The organism is Kitasatospora sp. NBC_01266 (assembly GCF_036242395.1).
Classification (GTDB): Bacteria; Actinomycetota; Actinomycetes; order Streptomycetales; family Streptomycetaceae; genus Kitasatospora.
Genome location: NZ_CP108458.1, coordinates 6,765,241 through 6,785,676, shown reverse-complemented (window position 1 = coordinate 6,785,676; position 20,436 = coordinate 6,765,241). Strand labels below are relative to the sequence as shown.

Genomic DNA, 20,436 nt, shown 5'->3' with positions numbered 1-20,436 from the left:
TCTTCCTTAAAACCCCTACTGGACATATGAGTTTCACCGCCGCCATGCTGTCCGAACCACAGTGAGCGGCAGGGAGGTGACGGTCCGCGATGAGCCAATCCAGCAGGTCGGCGCTGGTTCGCCTGGACAAGGTCAACAAGTCCTTCGGGGACCAGCAGGTGCTGCACGACATCGACCTCGAGGTGCACAGCGGCGAGGTCGTGGTGCTGCTCGGCGCCTCCGGCTCCGGGAAGTCCACGCTCTGCCGCTGTGTGAACCGGCTGGAGACGATCGATTCCGGCTCGATCACCATCGACGGCGTCCCGCTGCCCGCCGAGGGGCGAGAACTGGCCAGGCTGCGCGCCCAGGTGGGCATGGTCTTCCAGTCCTTCAACCTGTTCGGCCACCTGAACGTGCTGGACAACCTCACCCTCGCGCCGGTCCGGGTGGCCGGGGTGCCGCGCGGGCAGGCCGCCGAGCGCGCCCGCGAGCTGCTCGCCCGGGTCGGGCTGGCGGACAAGGCCGACGCCTACCCGGCCCAGCTCTCCGGCGGCCAGCAGCAGCGGGTGGCGATCGCCCGGGCGCTGGCCATGGGCCCGCGGCTGCTGCTCTTCGACGAGCCGACCTCGGCGCTCGACCCGGAGATGATCAAAGAGGTGCTCGACGTCATGGTCGAGCTGGCCGCCGAGGGGATGACCATGCTCGTGGTCACCCATGAGATGGGCTTCGCCCGCCGGGCCGCCGACCGGATCGTCTTCCTGGACCAGGGCCGAATCCTGGAGACCGGCACCCCGCAGGAGTTCTTCGAGGCGCCGCGCACCGAGCGGGCCCGCGACTTCCTCTCCAAGATCCTCAGCCACTGACACCGCTTTCCAATAAAACCGCTCTCCACTGACAGCGCCTTTCACTGACACCGCTGCGGTCGGTGGCCCAGCCGTTCACGCGGCACCGACGAAACCAAGCACTGAAGCACTAACGAAGGGACCCCGTCCGTGCACGCCAGGTCACGCACTCCCCTGGTCGCCGCCGCACTCACCGCGGCGCTGGCCTTGTCCCTCGCGGCCTGCGGCAGTTCGGGCAGCTCGCTGCCCGCGCCGAAGAGCTCCGGCGGGGCGGCCGCGCCGACCTTCCAGCAGGTGATCGACAGCGCCCCGGTGGCCGCCGCCTCGGCGATCCCGGCCGACAGCCTGATGGCGAAGATCAAGGCCCGCGGCACGCTGAACGTCGGTGGCACCGACACCTCGGCGCTCTTCTCGCTCAAGGACCCGGTCACCGGCAAGCTCACCGGCTTCGACGCCGGGCTGGCCCAGATGCTCGCCAAGTACATCACCGGCAAGCCCAACGAGAACCTGGTGCTGGTCACCGCGGACACCCGCGAGACGCTGCTGCAGAACGGCACCGTCGACTCCGTCTTCGCGACCTACACGATCACCCCGGCGCGCGCGCAGAAGGTGGCCTTCGCCGGCCCCTACTACTCCTCCGGTGACGCGATCCTGGTCGCCAAGGACAACACCGGCATCACCAAGGTGGGCGACCTCAACGGCAAGACGGTCTGCACCGAGTCCAGCTCGACGGCCGCCAACGACCTGAAGCAGTACGCGCCGACGGCCCACGTGATCCTCTTCCAGACCAACGCCGAGTGCCAGCAGGCGGTCGAGCAGGGCCGGGCCGACGCCTACGTGCTGGACCAGGCGCTGCTGCTCGGCGACCAGTACCGGGACCCGAAGGTCAAGGTGGTCGGCCAGCCGTTCACCAGCGAGCCCTACGGGATCGGTCTGCCGCTCTCCTCGCCCGAGATGAAGACCTTCGTCAACGACTGGCTGAAGGAGATCCAGGCCGACGGCGAGTGGGCCAAGCTGTGGAAGGCGACGATCGGCAGCGTGCTCAGTGGTGACGCGCCGACCCCGCCGGCGATCGGCTCGGTCCAGGGCAGCTGAGGGCCATGCCGGACGGTATACGGGAAGTCCTCGGCCCGCTCGGCCATGGCCTGCTGCTGACGCTGGCCATGACCGGGCTGGCCTTCGCGGGCGCGCTGGTGCTGGGCGTGCTGCTGGCCGTCTGCCGGATCAGCCCGGTGCCGCCGCTGCGGGTGCTGGGCGCCGGGTACGTCACGGTGTTCCGCAACATCCCGCTGCTGGTGCTGCTGGTGCTCTTCGTCTTCGGCCTGCCGGACGTCGGCCTGCTCTTCTCGCTCTTCGCCACCGTCACCCTGACCATGGCGCTGTACTGGGCGGCCTTCGTCTGCGAGGTGCTGCGCGCGGGCATCCGGACGGTGCCGTTCGGCCAGGCCGAGGCGGCTCGCGCGCTCGGTCTGACGGCGGGCCAGAGCATCCGGTACGTCATCCTGCCGCAGGCGCTGCGCTCGATGGTGCAGCCGCTGGCGGGCGTCTTCATCGGGCTCGCGCTGAGCACCTCGCTGGCCGCCGCGGTCGGGGTGGCCGAGATGACCGGGCAGGCCCAGTTCACCACGCTCAAGTACGACCAGCCGCTGACCAGTTTCGCCGCGACGACGGTGGTGTACGTACTGATCACGCTGACCTCCGGGCTGGTCGCCGGGCGGATCGAGAAGAAGGTGGCGATCCACCGATGAGCGAGGTGCCACCGATGAGCGACGTGCCGCCGACGAGCGACGTGCCGCCGACGAGCGGGGAGCCGGCGGTGAGCGAGGAGCCGGCGGTGCGGCAGGGCGCGACGGTGCGGCGGGGCGCAGCATCGAAGCGGGCGGCCGCGGTGCGGCGGGCCGCGACGGCGGGCGCCGAGCACCGCCTGCTCTTCGACGAGCCGGGCCCCCGGGCCCGGCGCCGGATCAGGATCGCGACCGGCCTCTCGCTGGTCGTGATCGCCGCTCTGCTCGGCCTGACGATCCGTCAGTTCGCCGTCCACGGGCAGCTGTCGGCCGATCAGTGGTCGATGTACGGGCAGTGGCCGATCATCCGGTTCCTGCTGGACGGGATCGGCAAGACGCTGCTGGTGACCGTCGTCGCGGCGGCGATCGCCTTCCCACTGGCCGCGCCGGTGGCGCTGGTGCGGCTGAGCCGGGCCCGGGTGCCGCGCGCGCTGGCCCGCGGGTACGTGGAGCTGTTCCGCGCCGTGCCGCTGCTCCTGCTGCTCTACGTCTTCCTGTTCGCGCTGCCCCGGGCCGGGGTGACCTTCCCGGTCTTCTGGCAGCTGGTGCTGCCGATCGTGCTGAGCAACATCCCGGTGGTCTCGGAGATCTTCCGGGCCGGGGTGCTGGCCCAGCCGCGCGGGCAGGCCGAGGCCGCGTACAGCCTGGGCATGACGTACTGGCAGGCGATGCGCCTGGTGGTGGTGCCGCAGGCGGTGCGCAAGCTCCTGCCCGCGCTGGTCAGCCAGTTGGTGCGGCTGCTCAAGGACTCCTCGCTGGGCTACGTGGTCAGCTATGTGGAGTTGCTGCACCAGACCCAGGTGCTCGGCGAGTACTACCACACCGTGCTCTCCAGCTACCTGGTCGGCGCCGCCTGCTATCTGCTGATCAACGTCGGCCTCTCCCGGCTGGCCACGGCGCTGGACCGCCGCCGGCCGAGCTGAAGCCGCTCTCTCCACCTCGCGTCAACTCCCTCATTCCGCAAGGCAGCTGAAAGGATCCGGCATGTGCCGCCTGCTCGGCGTGATCACCCGTGCCCCGATGCGGTTGGCCGACTCGCTGACCGATCTGACCGAACCGTTCGCCGGGCTGTCCCGCGAACACCGCGACGGCTGGGGCCTGGCGGCCTGGCAGGCCGACGGTGAACTGGCGGTGGCCAAGGAGGTGGTGCCCGCGCACCTCAGCGAGGCCTTCCCCAAGGCACTGGCCGAGTCGGTCACCGACGCCGCGCTGCTGCACATCCGGCTGGCCAGCCCCGGCCTGCCCACCGAGACCCGCAACACCCATCCGTTCAGCGCCGGCACCATCGCCTTCGCGCACAACGGCTACTTCACGCCGGTCGACGCCCTCGACGAGCTGATCGGCCCCGAACTGCTCGCCACCGCGCACGGCGACACCGACTCGGAGCGCTACTTCCTGCGGGTGCTCGCCCGGCTGCGCACCGAGGACCCGGTCGACGCGCTGGCCGGGGCCGCCGCCGACATCCGCGAGCGCGCCCGGTTCGCCAGTCTCAACTGCCTGCTGCTCACCGAGCGGGCACTGTACGCGTACACCGACGAGGACCCGGAGTCGGAGGTGAGTCGCCGGCGCGGCCCCGACTTCTTCCAGTTGCACTACCAGGCGCGGGCCGACCGGGTCGCGGTCGCCTCCAGCGGGATCGGTCCGCAGTCGGCGCAGGACGGCTGGTCGGTGCTCCCCTACCGCCAGGTGCTGGAGGTGCGCCGCAGCGACCTGCGGATCTCGACCCACCTGGTGCAGCCTCAACTGGTCTGACTCGTGCGGGAACGGCAACGGCCCGTCCCGCGACGGCGCTGCGGGACGGGCCACTCAGGGTACCGGCGTCAGGCGAACAGGCCCGCGCCGAACTGGTCGTTCGGGCCCTTGACCCCCGGCAGCGCGAAGAAGTAGCCACCGCCGGTCGGCGAGATGTAGTCGACCAGCGGCTCGCCCGCCAGCCGCTGCTGCACGACCTGGAACTGCCGGGACACGTCCTGCTGGTAGCAGCAGAAGACCAGTCCCACGTCCAGGTTGCCGTCCAGGTCCAGGCCCCGCTCGTAGTTGTAGCCGCGGCGCAGGATCAGCTGGTCGGCGGTGGCGGCGGTGCGCGGGTTGGCCAGCCGGATGTGCGCGTTCATCGGGATGATCAGACCCTGCGGATCGGCCTGGTAGTTGGGCAGGTCGGTCTCGGCCGTGCCGTCCAGCGGGGCGCCGGAGTCGCGGCGGCGGCCGATCATCGTCTCCTGCTCGTGCAGCGAGACCCGGTCCCAGAACTCCACCAGCATCCGGATGATCCGGATCACCTGGTAGGAGCCGCCCTCCGTCCAGGCCGGTTCGCCGTTCGCGCCACCGTGCGTCCACAGCACGGCGTCGGTCTGCTTCGGGTCGGTGGTGTCGGGGTTGGCGATGCCGTCCTTGAAGCCCAGCTGGTTGCGCGGGGTGCCGCTCGGGCGCGGGGCCGCGTGGAACCCGTCGACCTTCCAACTCGGCTGCATCAGACCGCGGGTGTGCCGGGTGATGTCGCGCAGCGCGTGCATCACGGTGTCCCGGGAGTCGGCGCAGATCTGCAGCGACAGGTCGCCGTGCAGCTCCTTGGAGCCGACCAGGTTGTCATCGGGGAAGGCGGGCATCTGCACCAGCTTGGCGGGCTTGCGGTCGGCCAGCCCGTAGCGGGAGTCGAAGAGCGAGGCGCCGACGCCCACCGTGACGGTCAGGCCGTCGCGGGGCAGCACCGGGCCCAGAGTGGCGCTGTCGGTGGGCGGTGAGGCCAGATCGGTGGCGGGCACCGGGCCACCTGCGGTCAGCGTGCGGATCCGGTCGGTCAGGATACCCAGCAGCTGCTGGAGTCCGGCCCGGTCCGGCGCGATCACGTTGAACGACACGAAGCCGGCGGCGGCCTGCGGCGGAGTGGTGATGCCCGCCTGGTGCGGACCGTGGAACGCGATGCTCCGGCCGGACGGGCCGACCGCTTGGCCGGTCGAGTCGTCGGCGCTGGCCGCGTACGCGCCGGCCAGCGCGCCGGCGCCGAGCGCGGCACCGACGGTGGCGCCGCGCAGGAAGGCGCGGCGGCGCAGTGCGGGGGCAGCCGCCACGGGGCACTGGGCGGGGACGGGGGCGGTCGGTTCCGGCGTGCTCACGCGTGGTTCCTCGGGGTCAGCAGGTTGGGCAGGACGGCGAGTTGTTCGAGCAGCGCACCGAGGTCGCCGTCCAGGCGCTGGCGCCGGGCGGTGTCGAGCGCGGCGGGCGGCGTCCAGGAGCCGTCGGCGGCCCTGGTGGCCGTCACCTCGGCGTCCAGCGCCGGGAGTTCCTTGTTCAGCTGGTCCAGCAGACCGGGGTCGCGCGGCTGGATCACCGGGACGAGCACCGAGAGCACCTCCTCGGTGCCCTGGATGTTGGCGTCCAGGGTGGCCAGCGTGGTACCGCTGCCGTAGTCGGCGATGCCGGTCAGCTGGAACTGCAGCGCGTTCTCCAGGATCTCGTGGGCGCGCAGCGGCAGGTCGCCCGGATCGGTGTCCTCGCTGGGGAAGTCGTCGATCAGGCCGCTCGCGTCACTCACCAACTGCTGGCTGAGCGGTCGCAGTTGATCGGCGGTGCGGCCGTGCCACAGGCCGTGCTCCAGGGCGAAGAAGCCGGTCCAGCTCGCCGTGCCGACGCCCTGCGGCAGGCCGTTGGCCATGCCGTTGAGCGAGTCGTCGTAGTCGCCGAAGGAGTTGTAGGCGGCGCCCAGCCGCTCGTAGTCCAGGTGCGCGGCCAGCCAGTCGGTACGGGCCGCCGTCAGGTCGCCGCGGGCCAGGTCGCCGTCCAGGGTCTGGGCGGCGGCCAGCAGTTTGGGCAGCGCCGCCTCGACGTAGGAGCGGTAGTCGTTGACCGGCTTCGTCAACTCCTTGTCGCCCATCGGCAGATAGCCGGCCACCGCGCCGCTCGCCGTGCCCTTGACCTGGATCTGGCCGGTGCTGAGCACCGGGCCGCTGGAGAAGACGCAGCGGATCTCGTACTGGCCGCCGGTCAGCGTGGTGGCCAGCGGCAGCGTCTTGCCCGGACCGAGCCAGGGGATCTCGGCGTAGGCGAGGCTCGCGTCACCCGAGACGAGGTAGACCGTCGCGTACACCTTGGAGGCGTTGGTGACGCCGAACGAGACACGCCCGGCGTGCAGTTGGGCCGGCGCGGTGCCGCAGCCGGTGGTGTCGATCCGCAGCGCGCCACCGGGCAGCGCCGCAGCGCCCCCGGCGGACGGCGCCGAGCCGATCAGGCCGGCGGCGGCGAGCACCACCAGGGCGGCCAGCGCGGTGCGCAGCGGTCGGCGGCGGATGACGTCCAGGCGCCCTCTGGGCCCCGGCGGGTCGGCGGACTGCGGCATGGCGGGGATGCTCCTTCTGATCGGACCGACTGCCCCCGGCCGCGCGCGGTTGCTCGCGGCCGGGGGCGGGAACCGCTTCGGGTGCGGCCAAGTGGACCTGGCCTCAGCCGAGCTGAACCGGCGTCAGCTCCAGATGTCGGAGATCGGCGCGGCGGAGGCGCTGTTGCCGACCGCGTTCAGCCCGTACATCTGCTCCAGGGTGGCGAGCAGGTTGTAGTGGTTGATCGTCTCGCTGTACTGGCCCGGCGCGACGCCCGCACCCACGACGATGGTGGGGATCTGGTTGCTCTCGGTGTAGTCGTCCTCGTCCCAGGTGACGATCAGCAGGCTGTTGTTCTGCTGCGCCCAGGTCGCGTAGTTCGACAGGTTGTTCTGCAGCCAGCTGTCGCCCTGCGCGATGGTGCCGTCGTGCATGTCGTCGTCCAGGTTCGGGATCACGAACGACAGGGTGGGCAACTTGCTGTAGTTGCTCGGGAAGGCCGAGAAGGGCTGCTGGTCGGCGGTGGGGATGTTGCTGAAGTTCGCCCACGGCGCGTGCTTGCGGGCGTACTCGCCCGAGGTGCACTTGGTGGAGCCGACCGAGGGCAGGCCCTCCGCGTAACCGGTGAAGGTCTTGCCGGCGGCCAGCAGTTCGGAGCCGAGGTTCGGCGTGTTGCCCTCGTTGACCGGGCAGGAGTCCCCGGTCAGGCCGAAGGTGTCGCCGCCGAAGAGCGCCATGTAGTTCGGCTCGCTCGGGTGCGTGACGCCGAACGAGGAGGTCATCAGGGCCCCCTGGTCGGCCAGCGAGTTGATGTAGGGGGCGTCGTCGGTGTCACCGATGATGTCGTCGAAGGAGTGGTTCTCCTCCATCACCACGACCACGTGCGCGGGGGTGGGGATCACGCCGGCCGTGGCGGGGGCGGCCACGGCGGAGCTGCCGGTGGAGAGGGCGGCGGAGAGCGAAGCGGCAGCCGTCAGAGCGACGGCACACAGCCCGGCGAGACGCGACCTCGAACGCATGAAGACTCCAGGAGTTCCGGGACAGCAGGAGCCAGGCCCGGTTGGCCGGCTCACGGAGCAGGTGCGGGGTACGAGCGTAGGGGCCGTGGAGGAGTAGGGGTTGTCCATGGCCTGTCAGAATGATGAACTCCGCGACATGGACTGGCAATGTTCCTGACACCGCCCGTCAATCCTGATCAGTCGGAGCTGAACTGCTGGTGATGATCACTTGATGATCACTCAGTGAGACGTCCAAGCCGTTGACTTGCTCAATTTGCAGCAAGTAGCTTCGCGTTCTGGCGGAACTGGATGTTGTTCAGTCAACGGCTGGACGCTGTCCGGTCGACCGCCGCAACCCCAGCAAGGAGTGGGCCATGGGCGGGATCGAGGTGGTCGGACCGGACACCGGCACTGCCCGTTTCACCGTCCTCGGGCTGCTCGCCATCGCCGATGAGCGCGAGACCGCGGTGCTGCAGCCCTCGAAGCCGGCCACGCTGCTGGCCGCGCTGCTGGTGCGCCCGAACACAGTGGTCTCGGTGGAGTGGCTGCAGTGGGCGATCTGGGGCGAGGAGATCCCGACCACGGCGAAGGCCGCGCTGCACTCCTGCGTGCTGCGGCTGCGCCGGTTGTTCGCCCGGTACGGCATCGCGGGTCGCACCATCGAGGCGCTGCCCGGCGGCTACCGGATGGTGGCCGACGCGCGGAGCCTGGACCTGCTGGAGTTCCGCGAGTTACTGGTGCGGGCCGAGCAGGCCGCCGACCGGAGTGCGGAACTCACCTTACTTCGCGGGGCACTGGCCCTGTGGCAGCTGCCGGTGCTCGGCAACGTCCCCTCGGACGCGCTGCATCGCGAAGAGGTGCCCCGGCTCACCGAGGAGTGGCTGCGCACCGCCGAACGGGTCTACGACATCGAACTGGCCCTGGGCCGATGTCGCGAAGTACTCGCGGAACTCTGGTCGGCCGCCCGCTCGCATCCGGTGCACGAGCGGTTCTGGGAGCAGCTGATCGAGGCGCTGTACCGCACCGGCCGCCGCGCGGACGCACTCGCGGAGTACCGCCGGGTCCGCGACCACCTGTCGGACGAACTCGGCGTCGATCCGGGACCGCCGCTGCGGCGTCTCGAACTCGCGATCCTGCGCGGCGAGTCGGTAACCGACCAGCCCGACGACGGGCGCGATCGGGCGGTCCTGGTGGATCAGGAGGACCGGGCCGAGCAGGTCGCGCAGGTCACCGCACCCGGCGCGCGGGGTGGACCGCGCGGCGTGCCGCGGACCGAACTGTCGCCCGAGCTGGCCGCGTTGGCCGATCCGGCTGATCCGGTGGATGGCGCCACCGGTGACCTGGTGCTGACCGCTCTGGTCCAGGCCGGCCTGCTGCGCGAAGGGCCGCGCGGGCAGTACCGGATGCATGAGCTGCTGCGCTCCTTCACCCTTGCCGCTGCCGGCAGTTGGGCCGACACCCCGGTCGCCGCCGCCTGCCGGTCGGCCAGGCTGACCAAGCCGGCCGAACTTGCCGAACTGACCGAGCTGACCGGAAGCTCCGAGCCTCCCGAACCGATCGGGCCGGCCGTTCCGGACGGCACCGGCACCGGCACCGGCACCTGTATCGACGCTGACCATTCCAGATCTACGCGGCCGTCGGCCGCCCCGCTGCCCAGCCAAGAGGTGTGAGGGACATGGCCCTGTACGAGGAGATCGCCCAGACACGTCCGCGGATCCGCAGAGACGTGCTCTACACCCAGACGCCCACCGGGGTGCTCTTCCACAACGCGCACGGCGGCTTCAGCCTCACCACCAAGAACGCCTACCGCTTCGCGTCGTTGATCGTTCCGCATCTGGACGGGTCGCACCAGCTGTCGGACATCTGTGCCGGGCTGGGTGAGAGCCAGCGCGCGATGGTGACCCAGTTGGTCGGCGCCCTGTACGGGCGGGGTTTCGCCCGCGATGCGGGTCCGGCGCCGCAGGGGCCGTCCGTGCTGCCGGCTGAGGTCGCCGCGCGGTTCGGTGCGCAGGTCGAGTACATCGATCATTACGTGGACGCGGCGGCGGAGCGGTTCGGCCGTTTCCGCGCGACCCGGGTCGCGGTGCTGGGTGAGGACGAGGTGGCGCGCTGGTGCGCGCTGAGTCTGGTGCGCAACGGCTGTGCGGAGGTGGTGGTGCGGGGGGAGTTCCCGGAGGTCGCCGCCGAGGCTGAGGAACTCGCGGCCACTGGATGTGAGGTGACGATTCGTCAGTTCACCTCTGGGTTGGAGGACGTGGACCTGGTGGTGGTCACCAGTGGGCCGCGGGAGCTGCTGCGGCTGGCGGCGGCCGGTCTGCCGGGCGGCGTGCGGCTGCTGCCGGCGTGGACGATCGGGGAGCGGGCGGTGCTGGGCCCGCTGATGACCGAGGGCGTGGCCGGCTGTTGGACGTGTGCCGCGCTGCGGCTGGGCGCCAACGGCGATGCGGGTCAGGCGGCCGAGTTGTGGAGTCGCCTCGCGCCGCTGCCCCCGCTGGAGTCGGGCGGCCGGGAGCCGGGCGGGCCGCTGGCGGCGATGCTGGGCAACCTGCTGGGCTACGAGGTGTTCCGGCTCGCCACCGGGGCGCTGGCCGCCGAGACGGACGGCAAGCTGATCGTGCAGGACCTGGACTCGATGGACGTTGCCTGCGAGCCGCTGCTGGCGCACCCGCGCTGCCCCCGCTGCGCCGCGCTCACCGAGGCCGCCGACGCCGCCGAGGCCGCCGGGCTGCCGGCGCCCACCGTCGCCGAACTCACGGCGGCCGACGCGCCCCGCCCGCAGCCGGCCGATGGCGCGGGCGAGGAGGCGGCGGCCCAGGCGGCGCTGGCCGAACTCGACGCCCGCGCCGTGCTGGTGCGTGCGCAAGCCGGTGTGTTCACCGAGTTCGCGGACGACCGCTGGCACCAGACGCCGCTGAAGGCCGGCACGGTGACGCTGAACCTGGCTCCGGGCACGCGCCGGCGGATCACCGCCTTCGACGTCCACCATGTCGCCGGCGCCCGGCTGCGCGCGCTCTACCGGGCGACCGAGGTCTACACGGAACACGTGATCCCGCCCGCCGGGCTGCGCCACGAGGCGGCCGGCCTGCCCGCGGTGGACCCGGCCTCGCTGAGCACTGCCAGCGGCAGCCCGGTGGGCGAGGTGCGGGCCTGGGGCCCGGCCCGCTCGCTGCTCACCGGCGCGTCCTGGCTGGTGCCGGCCGCCGCGCTGCGCCCGTTCGGCCCGCACAACCAGCGCCGCGCCTACGAGGCCACGGCGGCGGGTTGCGGCGCCGGCGGCACCCTCGCCGAGGCGAGCGTGCGCGCGCTGCGCTCGGCACTGGGCTATGACGCGCTGCGCCGGGCGCTGCGCGGTGCGGCCGAGCTCGCGACGATACCGCTGGACCTGCTGCTGGCGGATGTCGAACTCACCTTCCTGACCCGCTCCGCCAAGAACCTCGACGTGGAGCTCGAGTTGCTGCGCCTGGGTGGTGCGGACGAGCCGCTGCCGGTGGTACTGGCCCGGGCCGGCGGTGGCACCCAGTGGTCCCTGGGCAGCGGTGCCGACCTGCGGGGGGCGGTGCTGGAGGCGGTGCGGGACCTGCTCGGGATCGTGCAGCTGGGCCGTGACCTGGGTGAGGGCGAGCGCGTCGATCCGGGCGAGGCGCCGCTGCGTGCGCTGGATCCGGCGACGCTGGTGGCGGGCGGTGCGCTGGTGAGCGAGCTGGGCGGGCGGCGCGAGTGGGCCGAGGTGCTGGAGCTGGTGCGGGCCGCCGGTCGGGATCTGCTGCTCGCCCGGGCGGGCGCCGCCGACCTGCGGGCCGGTCAGATCGAGGTGGTCAAGGCTCTTGTGGTGGACGGGGCTTCGGGTGAGCACTGAGGTCATCGACCGCACCGGCGCGCAGCCGGTCGGTGCTGCTGCTGCCGCGGTTGCGGTCGGGCCGTGGGCCGGTACCCGTGCGGGGCTGGCGGCGGCGGGGTTGCCCGAGCCCGTCCTGCTGGGTGTGCGCGACGAGTTGGCGGTGACCGAAGCCACCGCTGCCACTGCCCCGGTGCACCTCTACGGCCATCACGCGATCCTCGGGCCCACCGAGAGTGGTGGAACCACCCGCTCGGGTGCTCCGTGTTCGCGCTGTCTGGCGCGGCGTTGGCAGGCGGTGCGGTCGGGGCCGCTGCGGGAGGCGCTCGAACTCGGTGGTGAGACCAGGGCGGTGGGCGAGCCGCCGTGGGCGATGCCGTTCCTCGCCGACGCGCTCAACGCGCTGCTGACCATCCGTCAGGAGCGCGGCGGGACAGACCTGGTGCAGTTGCTGGATCTGGAGACCCTGCGGGTGAGCGGCTTCCCGCTGCTGCCCGATGCCCAGTGTCCGCACTGCGACCCGCGGATCGACGACAGCGCCGAGGCTGCCCGCCTCACCCTGACGAGCCGTCCCAAGCATGCCCGGGACGACTTCCGGCAGCGCCGGATCGAGGAGTACGAGCTGTCGCTGCCGGCCTTCGTCAACCCGGTGGCCGGGATGCTGGGACCCAGCGTGGTGCCCGACCTGGTCTCCACCACCACCTCCTCCGCCATCGGCTGCTTCACGCTGCGTTCGGGCAGCTACCTGCGCGAGGCGTTCTGGGGCGGGCACACCGCCGGCTACCGCACCAGCACCGAAGTGGGCCTGCTGGAAGGCCTGGAGAGGTTCGCCGGGATGCGCCCGCGCGGGCGCCGGACCACCGTGTTCGCGTCCCTGGACGAGCTGCGGGAGCGGGGCGAGCGGCTGCTCGACCCGCGCGCGGTGGGCCTGTACTCGGACGAGTTCCACCGACTCCAGCCCCAGATACGGCCGTTCACGCCCGAGCGGGCGATCCCCTGGGTGTGGGGCTGGTCGCTGCGCGACGAACAGCCGCTGCTGGTCCCCGAGATCCTCACCTACTACCACGCGCCCGGCGGGCTGACGAACCGCTTCGTCCAGGAGAGCTCCAACGGCTGCGCCTCCGGCGGCTGCCTGGAGGAGGCGGTCTACTTCGGGCTGATGGAGGTCATCGAGCGCGACGCCTTCCTGCTCGCCTGGTACGGGCAACTCGCGCTGCCCGAACTGGATCCACAGGCCAGCCGGCGCCCCGAAACCCGGGCGATGGTCGACCGGTTGGAGATGTACGGCTACCGGGCCCGGTTCTTCGACACCCGGATCAGCTTCCCGATCCCGGTGGTGACGGCGGTCGCCGAGCGGATCGACGGGGGCCTGGGACGGCTCTGCTTCGGCGCCGGCGCCAGCCTGGACCCGGAGGCGGCGCTGGCCGCCGGGCTCTGCGAGATCGCCACCGACGCCGTCAACCTGCGCCGCCGCACCGCCCGCCAGGAAGCACGGCTGCGCGCGATGGCGGCCGACTTCGACCAGGTCCGGGTGCTGCACGACCACCCGCTGCTCTACGGACTGCCCCAGATGGCCGGGTACGCCGACTTCCTGCTGCGCGAGCGCGGGACCAGGACCGCACCCGCCTCGATGGCCACCGGCGCGCGGGCGATCCACCCCGGCACCGACCTGCGCGAGGACCTGCGCACCTGCGTCACGGCCGTCACCGCGAGCGGCTTCGACGTGATCGCCATCGACCAGACCATGCCCGAACAACGCGCGCTGGGACTGCACACCGCCAGCGTGCTGGTCCCCGGCCTCCTGCCGATCGACTTCGGCCACCACCGCCAACGCGCCCTGACCATGCCCCGACTGCGCACCGCACCACGCGAAGCCGGCCTGCGCGAACGCGACCTGCGCCCCGAGGACCTCAACCCGGCCCCGCACCCGTTCCCCTGAGCCACCGCCCTACCTGGAAGAGGAGCCACCATGGGCTACGCCCACGAGTACGCGACCGCGGTGATGCGGCGCGGTCGCGTCCCGATGGAGCCGGCCGACTTCGTGCCCGACTGGGCCGACCGGCCCCGCAAGGGCAAGTACTTCCCCGAGGCGCAGCGGTTCCCGCTGCCGGACGGCGCGGTGGACGCGGCGGCGAGCGTGCGGCGCGGGCTGTTCGGCCCGGTGGGGGACGGCGGTTTCACGCTGGAGCTGCTGGGCGGGATGCTGCGCGACTCCTACGGTCTGACCGGGCGGCGGCTGGCCGTGCAGGCCAACTCCGATCTGGGTTCGCTGCCGCTGTGGACGCACGCCAACTTCTCCCGGGGCACCGCGTCGGGCGGTGGCCTCTATCCCATCGGCGTGCACTGGGTCTGCGGCCCGAGCGGCCCGTTCACTCCGGGCGTCTACCACTACGCGACGGGGCAGCACGCGATGGAGCGGCTGCTGACCGGTGACGTGTCGGGACAGGTCCGGGCGGCGGTGGGCGAGTTCGGTCCGCCGGGTGACCAGTTCCTGGTGCTGGGCGTGAAGTTCTGGCAGAACGCTTTCAAGTACAACAGCTTCTCCTACCACGTGGTCGCGATGGACATCGGCGCGCTGCTGCAGACCTGGCGGATCTGGGCCGGCGCGCACGGTCTGCGGATCGGTGCCGCGCTCTGGTTCGACGAGCCGCGGCTGACCGGGCTGCTGGGCATGGCGCCCGAGGAGGAGGGCGTCTTCGCGGTGGTACCGCTGCGCTGGGAGGGCAGCCGTGAACTCCCCGCAGACCAGCCCGTCCTGGAGCCGGAGGGGGTGCGGGTGCGGCTGGCGGACCAGGAGCGCTCGCGCCGGGTGTTCGGCTTCGAGACCGTGCGGCGGGTGCACGCCGCCACCCTGGCTGGCGCCGCCGAGCGGCCGGACCCGGGGGCGCTCGACGCGGCGCTGGCCGCACCCGCCCCGGCCCAGGCCGGAGCCGAGGCCGGGTGGCAGGCGCTGCCGCAGCCGCAGGCGCTCACCGCCGACGTGCGCACCGCGCTGCGGGCCCGGCGCAGCAGCTTCGGCCGGTTCACCGCCGCTCCGGCGATGAGCGCCGAGCAGTTGGCCACGGCGCTGGCGGCCAGCGCGGCGGCCGGGCGGCTGGACAGCGACGCGCAGCCGGGCGAGGGCCCGGCGCTGACCCGGTTGTACGTCTTCGCCAACCACGTCACGGGCGTGGCGCCGGGCGTCTACCGTTACCACCCGGGCGGGGCCGAGGGTTCGCCGCACCGGCTGGAGCCGCTGCGGGACGGGGCACCGGGCGCGTTCCTGCAGGCCAACTACTTCCTGGCGAACTACAACCTGGAGCAGGCCGGTGCGGTGATCATGGTGGCGGCGCCGACCGCGGCCGTGCTCGACACCGTCGGCGACCGGGGCCTGCGGCTGGTCAACGCGACCGTCGGCGCCACCTCGCAGGCCCTCTACACCGCCACCGCCGCGGCCGGGCTGGCCTGCGGGGTGGCGCTGGGCTTCGACTGCGTCTCCTATGCCGAGCACCTCGACCTGACCGACACCGGCGAGATCCCGATGCTGATCATGATGGTCGGCCAGGAGCAGCGCGCCGAGGCTGACTTCGACCACCGGATCGCCTGACATGCGGGGGGAAGACTTGAGCGCGGGAACGTCCCACCGGTACGGCCTCGGCCGGCAGTTCATGCTGCGTTTCGGCGGGTTGCCCGTGGAGGCCGTGCACGGCCTGCGGGCGCCGGAGTCGGTCGGCTGGGCCGAGCGGCTGCTGGCCGAGGAGGAGCGGCTGGCCGAGCTCGCCGACGGGCTCAACGAGCCGCTCGGCGCGCTGGTGGCGGCCAGTGAGGATGCCGGGTTCCGGCGTCAACTGCTGGCCCTGCGCAGGCAGGTGTTCAACAACCGGCTGCCCGCCGAGTTGGATGCGGCGCTCGCGCTCGCCGAGCGGCTGGCGGCGCCCACCGGCGTGCGGCTGGCCGAGTGGCTGTGCGCCCGGCAGCGGCTGGCCGCTCTCGCGGACCTCGGCGAGCCCACGCTGGCCGCCGAACTCGCGGACACCCGAGGCGTGTTGCGCAAGCTCGCCGAGCGCGACGAGCTGCGCCTGGGCCTGCTGCTCGCCTCGCCCTCGCTGGCGGAGCGGCTACCGGCCCAACTGGGCGAGCCGGGTGCGGCCTTGGACAAGCGTGCCCGCAAGATGGAGCGCTCACTGCTCTCCTACCTCTACCGCACGGCCTGCAAGACCAGCCCGTTCAGCACCTTCACCCCGGTCGCGGTAGGTACGTTCGACGCACCAGACCCCTGCGACGCGTCGGGCAGTATCGACGCACCGCTCCCGCAGCCGGAGTTGGTGGTCGGCACGGGGCGCGGCAGCCACCCGCGACTCAACGTGGTGGCGCTGGCCCGGTTGGCCGAGCTGATCGCCGCCGATCCGGTGCGCCGGCGCGATCTGCCGCTGGCACTGGCCTCCGGCTGGGAGCTGACCGAGGACCGGGTGCGCTACGTGCAGCGTTCGGTCACGGCCGCCGACGGTGCCACGCCGGTGAGTTTCGACGCGGCGCGGGACCGGTTGTTCTTCCTGCGGCTGAGCGGGGTCCTGGAGCAGCTGATCGGCTGCTTCCGCGAGCGGGCGCTGATCCGCTACGGCGAACTGGCCGACCTGCTGCACGCCCAGGCGGGCGGCAGCACCGAGGACGCCGAGCACTACCTGCGGGCGCTGCTGGAGGTCGGCATGCTGCAGCAGCCGGCGCTGGCCACCGATGTGCACGCCGGCGACCCGGTGCGCGCCTTCCAGGACGCGCTGCGGGCCCTGGAGCGCCCGTGGGCCTCGGCAGTCGCCGAGCGGCTGGACGCGCCGGCCGCCGCGATCGACCGCTACCCGGCCGGCGACGCGGCGATGCGCCGTGCCCTGCTCGCGGAGCTGCGGACGGAGTTGACGCAGCTTCAGCAGTGGCTGGCACCCGAGGCCGGCGCCGTGCCGCAGACCCTGCTCTACGAGGACGTGGCGGCGGGCGAGGTCGGGGCCGATGCGCTGGAGTGGGCCCAGCTCGCCGCCCGCCCGCTGGGCGAACTCGCCGCGATCCTGCCCGTCTTCGACCTCGGCCTGGCCCAGCGCCTGACCCTGAAGGGCTTCTTCCTGGCCCGCTACGGACCAGGCGGCCAATGCGCCGACCTGCTCCAGCTGGTGCACGACTTCCACGAGGACATCTTCAACCAGTACCTGCAGTTCACCTCGCTCAAGGCGGCCCAGGGCGAGGACGGCGCCTACCTCCCCGAGGAGAACTGGCTGAACCTGCCCGAACTCACCGCACTGGACCGCGCCCGCGCTGAACTGAGCCGCCGGATGCGGGCGTTGTGGGAGCAGGGCGGCGACGACTGCGAGGAGCTGCTGCTGACCGGGGCCGACCTGGCCGCCGTCGCCGGCGAACTCGCGCCGATCGGGCGGGGTTTCGCCCCGCACAGCCACTTCGTCCAGCTGGCCCGCCGCCAGGACGAGCCCCTGGTGGTCCTCAACCACTCCTACGGCGGCCTGGCCTTCCCCTTCACCCGCTTCACCCACTGCTTCGAGCAACCAACCAGCACCGACCAGCCCGCCGACCTACCCGCCGACCTGCGTGAGACGCTGCGCGCCGCCCAGCCGCCGGGCGCGGTCTTCGCCGAGGTCACCGCCGGCGCGGCCACCACCAACCTCAACCTGCACGCCCGGCTGACCGACTACGAACTCGTCTGCCCCGGCGAGACCAGCACCGCCCCCACTGCGGCCCAACTCCACCTGGACGACCTCCTGGTGGAACACGACGAGGCCACCGACCGCCTGCTGCTGCGCTCACGGCGCCTGGACCGCGAGGTCATCCCGGTCTACCTGGGCTACCTGGTCCCGATGGTGCTCCCCGAGACGCCGCGCAGCCTGCTGCTCTTCTCCCCGACCTCCCGGGTCACCCCGGAACTGTGGCGCGGAGTCCCGACCGGGCCCGCCCGCGACGGGGTGACCCGCCGCCCCCGGGTCCGCTACGACCACCTCGTGCTGCACCGGCGCAGCTGGACCGCCGCCCCCGACGCGCTACCGCACCCCGAGCCGGGCCAGAGCCAGGCGCAGCGCTTCCTGCAGTGGCAGCGCTGGCGCCGCCACCACCGGCTGCCGGTCCAGGTCTTCGCCCGCGCACACCCCGCAGGCGAGGGCGAGGGCGGCGGCAGGCTGGGCGCGGTGAAGCCGCAGTACGTGGACTTCGCCAGCCCGCTCTCGCTGCTCGCCCTGGACGGCCTGCTCAGCGGCGGCCCGTGGCGGCTGGTGCTGGAGGAGATGCTGCCCGGCGACGACGAGCTGCACGTGCGTTCCACCGAGGGCCGGCACGTCGCCGAGGTCGCCCTGGAGATCATCCCGGCGCCGCAGAGCGCGGCCCCCGAGCAGACCGCCCCCCGAGGAGCGCCGAGCCTTGACTGACCCCAGCACCCCGCCCGCCACCCCACCTGCCGCCCTGGGCGACTGGCAGGCCCACCACGTCTTCTACGCCGCCAGCCCGCGCCCGCTGCTGCTGCAGTGCGTACGGCCGCTGGTCACCGAGCTGACCGAAGAAGGCCTGCTCGCCGGGTACTTCTTCATCAACTACTGGCTGGAGGGCCCGCACCTGCGGCTGCGCCTGCGCCCGGTCTCCCCCGCCGCCGCCGAGCCGGTCCGCGCCCGCGCCCAGGCCGCGATCGAGGCCTTCCTGCGCCGGCGACCCGCGCTCTACGAGGTGAAGGACAGCTTCTTCGCCGACCTCTACAACACGCTCTTCGAGCTGGAGTACCGCGAGGAGGACCGGGCCCGGCTGCTGGGACCGGACGGCAAGATGCGGCTGCGCCCCAACAACACCTTCAGCACCGAACCGTACGAGCCCGAGTACGGCAAGTACGGCGGCCCGGCCGGGATCGAGCTCGCCGAGTGGCACTTCCAGCACTCCAGCGACCTGGTCATCGAGGCCACCCGCACCATGAACCTGCACCTGCGCACCGTGGTGCTGGGCCTGGCCGCGCAGCTGATGATGACCATGTCGGCCTGCTTCCTGCCCGACCAGGACCAGCTGCTCACCTTCCTGGACCGCTACCACGCCTTCTGGAACGGCGCGTTCGCGGGCACCAACTTCACCACCCAGCAAGGCTACGACCGGGCCTACGGCAGCACCGGCGAGGCCTTGGCCGGACGGTTCACCGCCATCCGCGCGGCAGTCGACGACCGGGCCCTGGAACAACTGCCCAACCTGCTGCGCGGCTGGGCCGAGCACTGCCTCCAACTGCGCACCCGGGCCGTGGAGCTGGCCGAGCGCGGCGAGCTGGTCTTCCGCTCCTGGGACGGCGAACGCGACCTGCCCGTCACCGACCCGGCCCAGGCCCTGCCGATGCTCCTCTCCCCGTACGCGCACATGACCAACAACCGCCTCTCGGTCACCGTCCGCGACGAGGCCTACCTCTCCTACGTCCTGGCCCGCGCACTGCGCGAACCATCCCGGGCGGTGGATGCATGACGACACGTCAGCTCTTGGAGCTGCGGCCGCGGATCCGCCCGGAGCTGCGGATCAGCCGCCCGCTGCGGCGCGGTACGGCCGTGGTCCACCTGCTGCGCGACCCGGTCAGCGGCAAACGGCTGGAGATCGGCGCCAAGGAGCACTTCCTGATCACCCGCCTCGACGGCACCCGGTCACTGGCCGAACTCGGCGAGAGCTACGCCCAGCAGTTCCGGGCCCGACTCGGCGAGGCGCAGTGGCAGCAACTGCTCGGCCTGCTCTACGGCCGCGGCCTGCTCGCCGACGCCCCTGCCCCCGCCGCGGAGCCGCCGGCCCCGCCGGTGCGTTCGACCGTGCTCAACGGCCGGGCGAAGCTGGTCGCGGACGCCCCCGCGCTGCTGGATCGGCTGCATGCGGCCACCGGCTTCGCCCGCACCCGCTGGTTCCTCGTCCCGCTGCTGGCCCTGGTGGCGGCGCTGCTCAGCTCAGTCGCCGCGCACCTGGGCGAACTATGGCGCAACACCGATCAGTTGTTCCACCAGCCGGTCGCGCTGCTGGCGGTCGGCTGCCTGCTCTGGCTGGGCCTCGCGCTGCACGAGCTGGCGCACGGCCTGGTCGGGCGGGCGTACGGCGGGCGGATCACCGAGATCGGGCTGCGCTGGCGGCTGCCGATGACCTACCTGTACTGCGAGGTCGCGGACGTCCAGTTCTTCACCCGGCGCCGCGAACAACTCGCCACCGCCGGCGCCGGAGCGCTGGCCAACCTGGTCTTCCTGCTGCCGTTCTACCCCGCCTGGAGCCTGCTGCCACCACACGCCCAGGCCCGCCCCTTCCTCGGCGGCCTGCTACTGCTCGGCACCGTGCTGGCCTTCGCCAACCTGCTGCCGCTACCGCCACTGGACGGCTACCAGGCCCTCGGCTACGCCCTCGACTGCCTGCAACTGGCCACCGAGAGCCGCCGCTTCGCAGGCCTGGCAGCCCGCGCGGCGGTGCGGCGCGGACCGGGCCTGAGCGGCTACCCCACCCGACTGCGGCTGGCGTACGGCGGCTACGCGCTGCTCTGCGCGGCCCTGGCAGCCGCCGCCCTCGCGGCCCTGGCACCACTGGCCCGCCGGCTGCTCCCGGCCGACTGGGCACCCGTGGCGGGCTGGGCCCCGCTGCTGGCCGCCACCGCAGCCGCGGCCCTGTGGGCAGCGGGCCTGCTCCTGCGCAACTACCGGAAACGGCAGACCACCTGATGGCAGCAACAGA

The 20,436-nt window shown here is 72.4% G+C and carries 15 protein-coding genes; 12 read left to right on the top strand and 3 right to left on the bottom strand.

Translation table 11 applies throughout. From position 1 onward, the window contains the following. Positions 1–89 precede the first annotated feature (89 nt). The 5 genes from OG403_RS29100 (at position 90) to OG403_RS29080 (ending at position 4,357) form a co-directional block, all read left to right on the top strand. A complete protein-coding gene (locus OG403_RS29100; RefSeq protein WP_329569587.1) occupies positions 90–842 on the top strand; it encodes an amino acid ABC transporter ATP-binding protein in 753 nt (250 codons plus the stop codon). Positions 843–971: 129 nt separating this feature from the next. Then, on the top strand, positions 972–1,916 hold the full coding sequence (locus OG403_RS29095; RefSeq protein ID WP_329569585.1) for a glutamate ABC transporter substrate-binding protein: 945 nt from the start codon (positions 972–974) through the stop codon (positions 1,914–1,916). A gap of 5 nt (positions 1,917–1,921) precedes the next feature. Next, complete coding sequence (locus OG403_RS29090; protein ID WP_329569583.1) at positions 1,922–2,569, top strand: amino acid ABC transporter permease; 648 nt, start codon at positions 1,922–1,924, stop codon at positions 2,567–2,569. Further along, positions 2,566–3,528, top strand: coding sequence for an amino acid ABC transporter permease (locus tag OG403_RS29085; protein ID WP_329569581.1), 963 nt, complete (start codon positions 2,566–2,568; stop codon positions 3,526–3,528). Before OG403_RS29090 ends, OG403_RS29085 begins: the two co-directional genes overlap by 4 nt. Before the next feature lie 61 nt (positions 3,529–3,589). Continuing rightward, on the top strand, positions 3,590–4,357 hold the full coding sequence (locus tag OG403_RS29080) for a class II glutamine amidotransferase (RefSeq protein ID WP_329569579.1): 768 nt from the start codon (positions 3,590–3,592) through the stop codon (positions 4,355–4,357). Between the two features lie 68 nt (positions 4,358–4,425). On the opposite strand, the gene efeB is transcribed toward OG403_RS29080, so the two are convergent. The 3 genes from efeB to OG403_RS29065 form a co-directional block, all read right to left on the bottom strand. Further along, positions 4,426–5,718, bottom strand: a complete 1,293-nt coding sequence (efeB, locus tag OG403_RS29075; RefSeq protein WP_329569577.1) for an iron uptake transporter deferrochelatase/peroxidase subunit — start codon at positions 5,716–5,718, stop codon at positions 4,426–4,428. Beyond that, positions 5,715–6,938 (bottom strand): EfeM/EfeO family lipoprotein, encoded by a 1,224-nt coding sequence (locus tag OG403_RS29070; RefSeq protein ID WP_329569576.1) that lies wholly within the window; start codon positions 6,936–6,938, stop codon positions 5,715–5,717. Before OG403_RS29070 ends, efeB begins: the two co-directional genes overlap by 4 nt. Positions 6,939–7,061: 123 nt before the next feature. Continuing rightward, positions 7,062–7,937, bottom strand: coding sequence for an alkaline phosphatase family protein (locus tag OG403_RS29065; protein ID WP_329569574.1), 876 nt, complete (start codon positions 7,935–7,937; stop codon positions 7,062–7,064). Positions 7,938–8,290: 353 nt separating this feature from the next. Between OG403_RS29065 and OG403_RS36790 the strand changes: the two genes are divergently transcribed. The 7 genes from OG403_RS36790 to OG403_RS29030 are packed head-to-tail and all read left to right on the top strand — an operon-like array spanning position 8,291 to position 20,423. After that, positions 8,291–9,586: an AfsR/SARP family transcriptional regulator gene (locus OG403_RS36790; protein ID WP_442911008.1), complete on the top strand. Its 1,296-nt coding sequence runs from the start codon at positions 8,291–8,293 to the stop codon at positions 9,584–9,586. A gap of 5 nt (positions 9,587–9,591) precedes the next feature. After that, the gene (locus OG403_RS29055) at positions 9,592–11,772 is read left to right on the top strand and encodes a TOMM precursor leader peptide-binding protein (RefSeq protein ID WP_329569573.1); all 2,181 of its coding nucleotides are present in this window, start codon (positions 9,592–9,594) and stop codon (positions 11,770–11,772) included. Beyond that, positions 11,762–13,690, top strand: a complete 1,929-nt coding sequence (locus OG403_RS29050; RefSeq protein WP_442911007.1) for a TOMM precursor leader peptide-binding protein — start codon at positions 11,762–11,764, stop codon at positions 13,688–13,690. Before OG403_RS29055 ends, OG403_RS29050 begins: the two co-directional genes overlap by 11 nt. A 30-nt stretch (positions 13,691–13,720) precedes the next feature. Next, positions 13,721–15,337, top strand: a complete 1,617-nt coding sequence (locus tag OG403_RS29045) for a nitroreductase family protein (RefSeq protein WP_329569571.1) — start codon at positions 13,721–13,723, stop codon at positions 15,335–15,337. A 1-nt stretch (position 15,338) separates the two neighbouring features. Beyond that, complete coding sequence (locus OG403_RS29040) at positions 15,339–18,146, top strand: lantibiotic dehydratase (RefSeq protein ID WP_442911006.1); 2,808 nt, start codon at positions 15,339–15,341, stop codon at positions 18,144–18,146. Next, on the top strand, positions 18,139–19,206 hold the full coding sequence (locus OG403_RS29035) for a lantibiotic dehydratase C-terminal domain-containing protein (protein ID WP_329569567.1): 1,068 nt from the start codon (positions 18,139–18,141) through the stop codon (positions 19,204–19,206). Before OG403_RS29040 ends, OG403_RS29035 begins: the two co-directional genes overlap by 8 nt. Beyond that, positions 19,203–20,423: a M50 family metallopeptidase gene (locus OG403_RS29030; RefSeq protein ID WP_329569566.1), complete on the top strand. Its 1,221-nt coding sequence runs from the start codon at positions 19,203–19,205 to the stop codon at positions 20,421–20,423. The genes OG403_RS29035 and OG403_RS29030 overlap by 4 nt, the downstream gene beginning before the upstream one ends. The last annotated feature ends 13 nt before the right edge of the window (positions 20,424–20,436 follow it).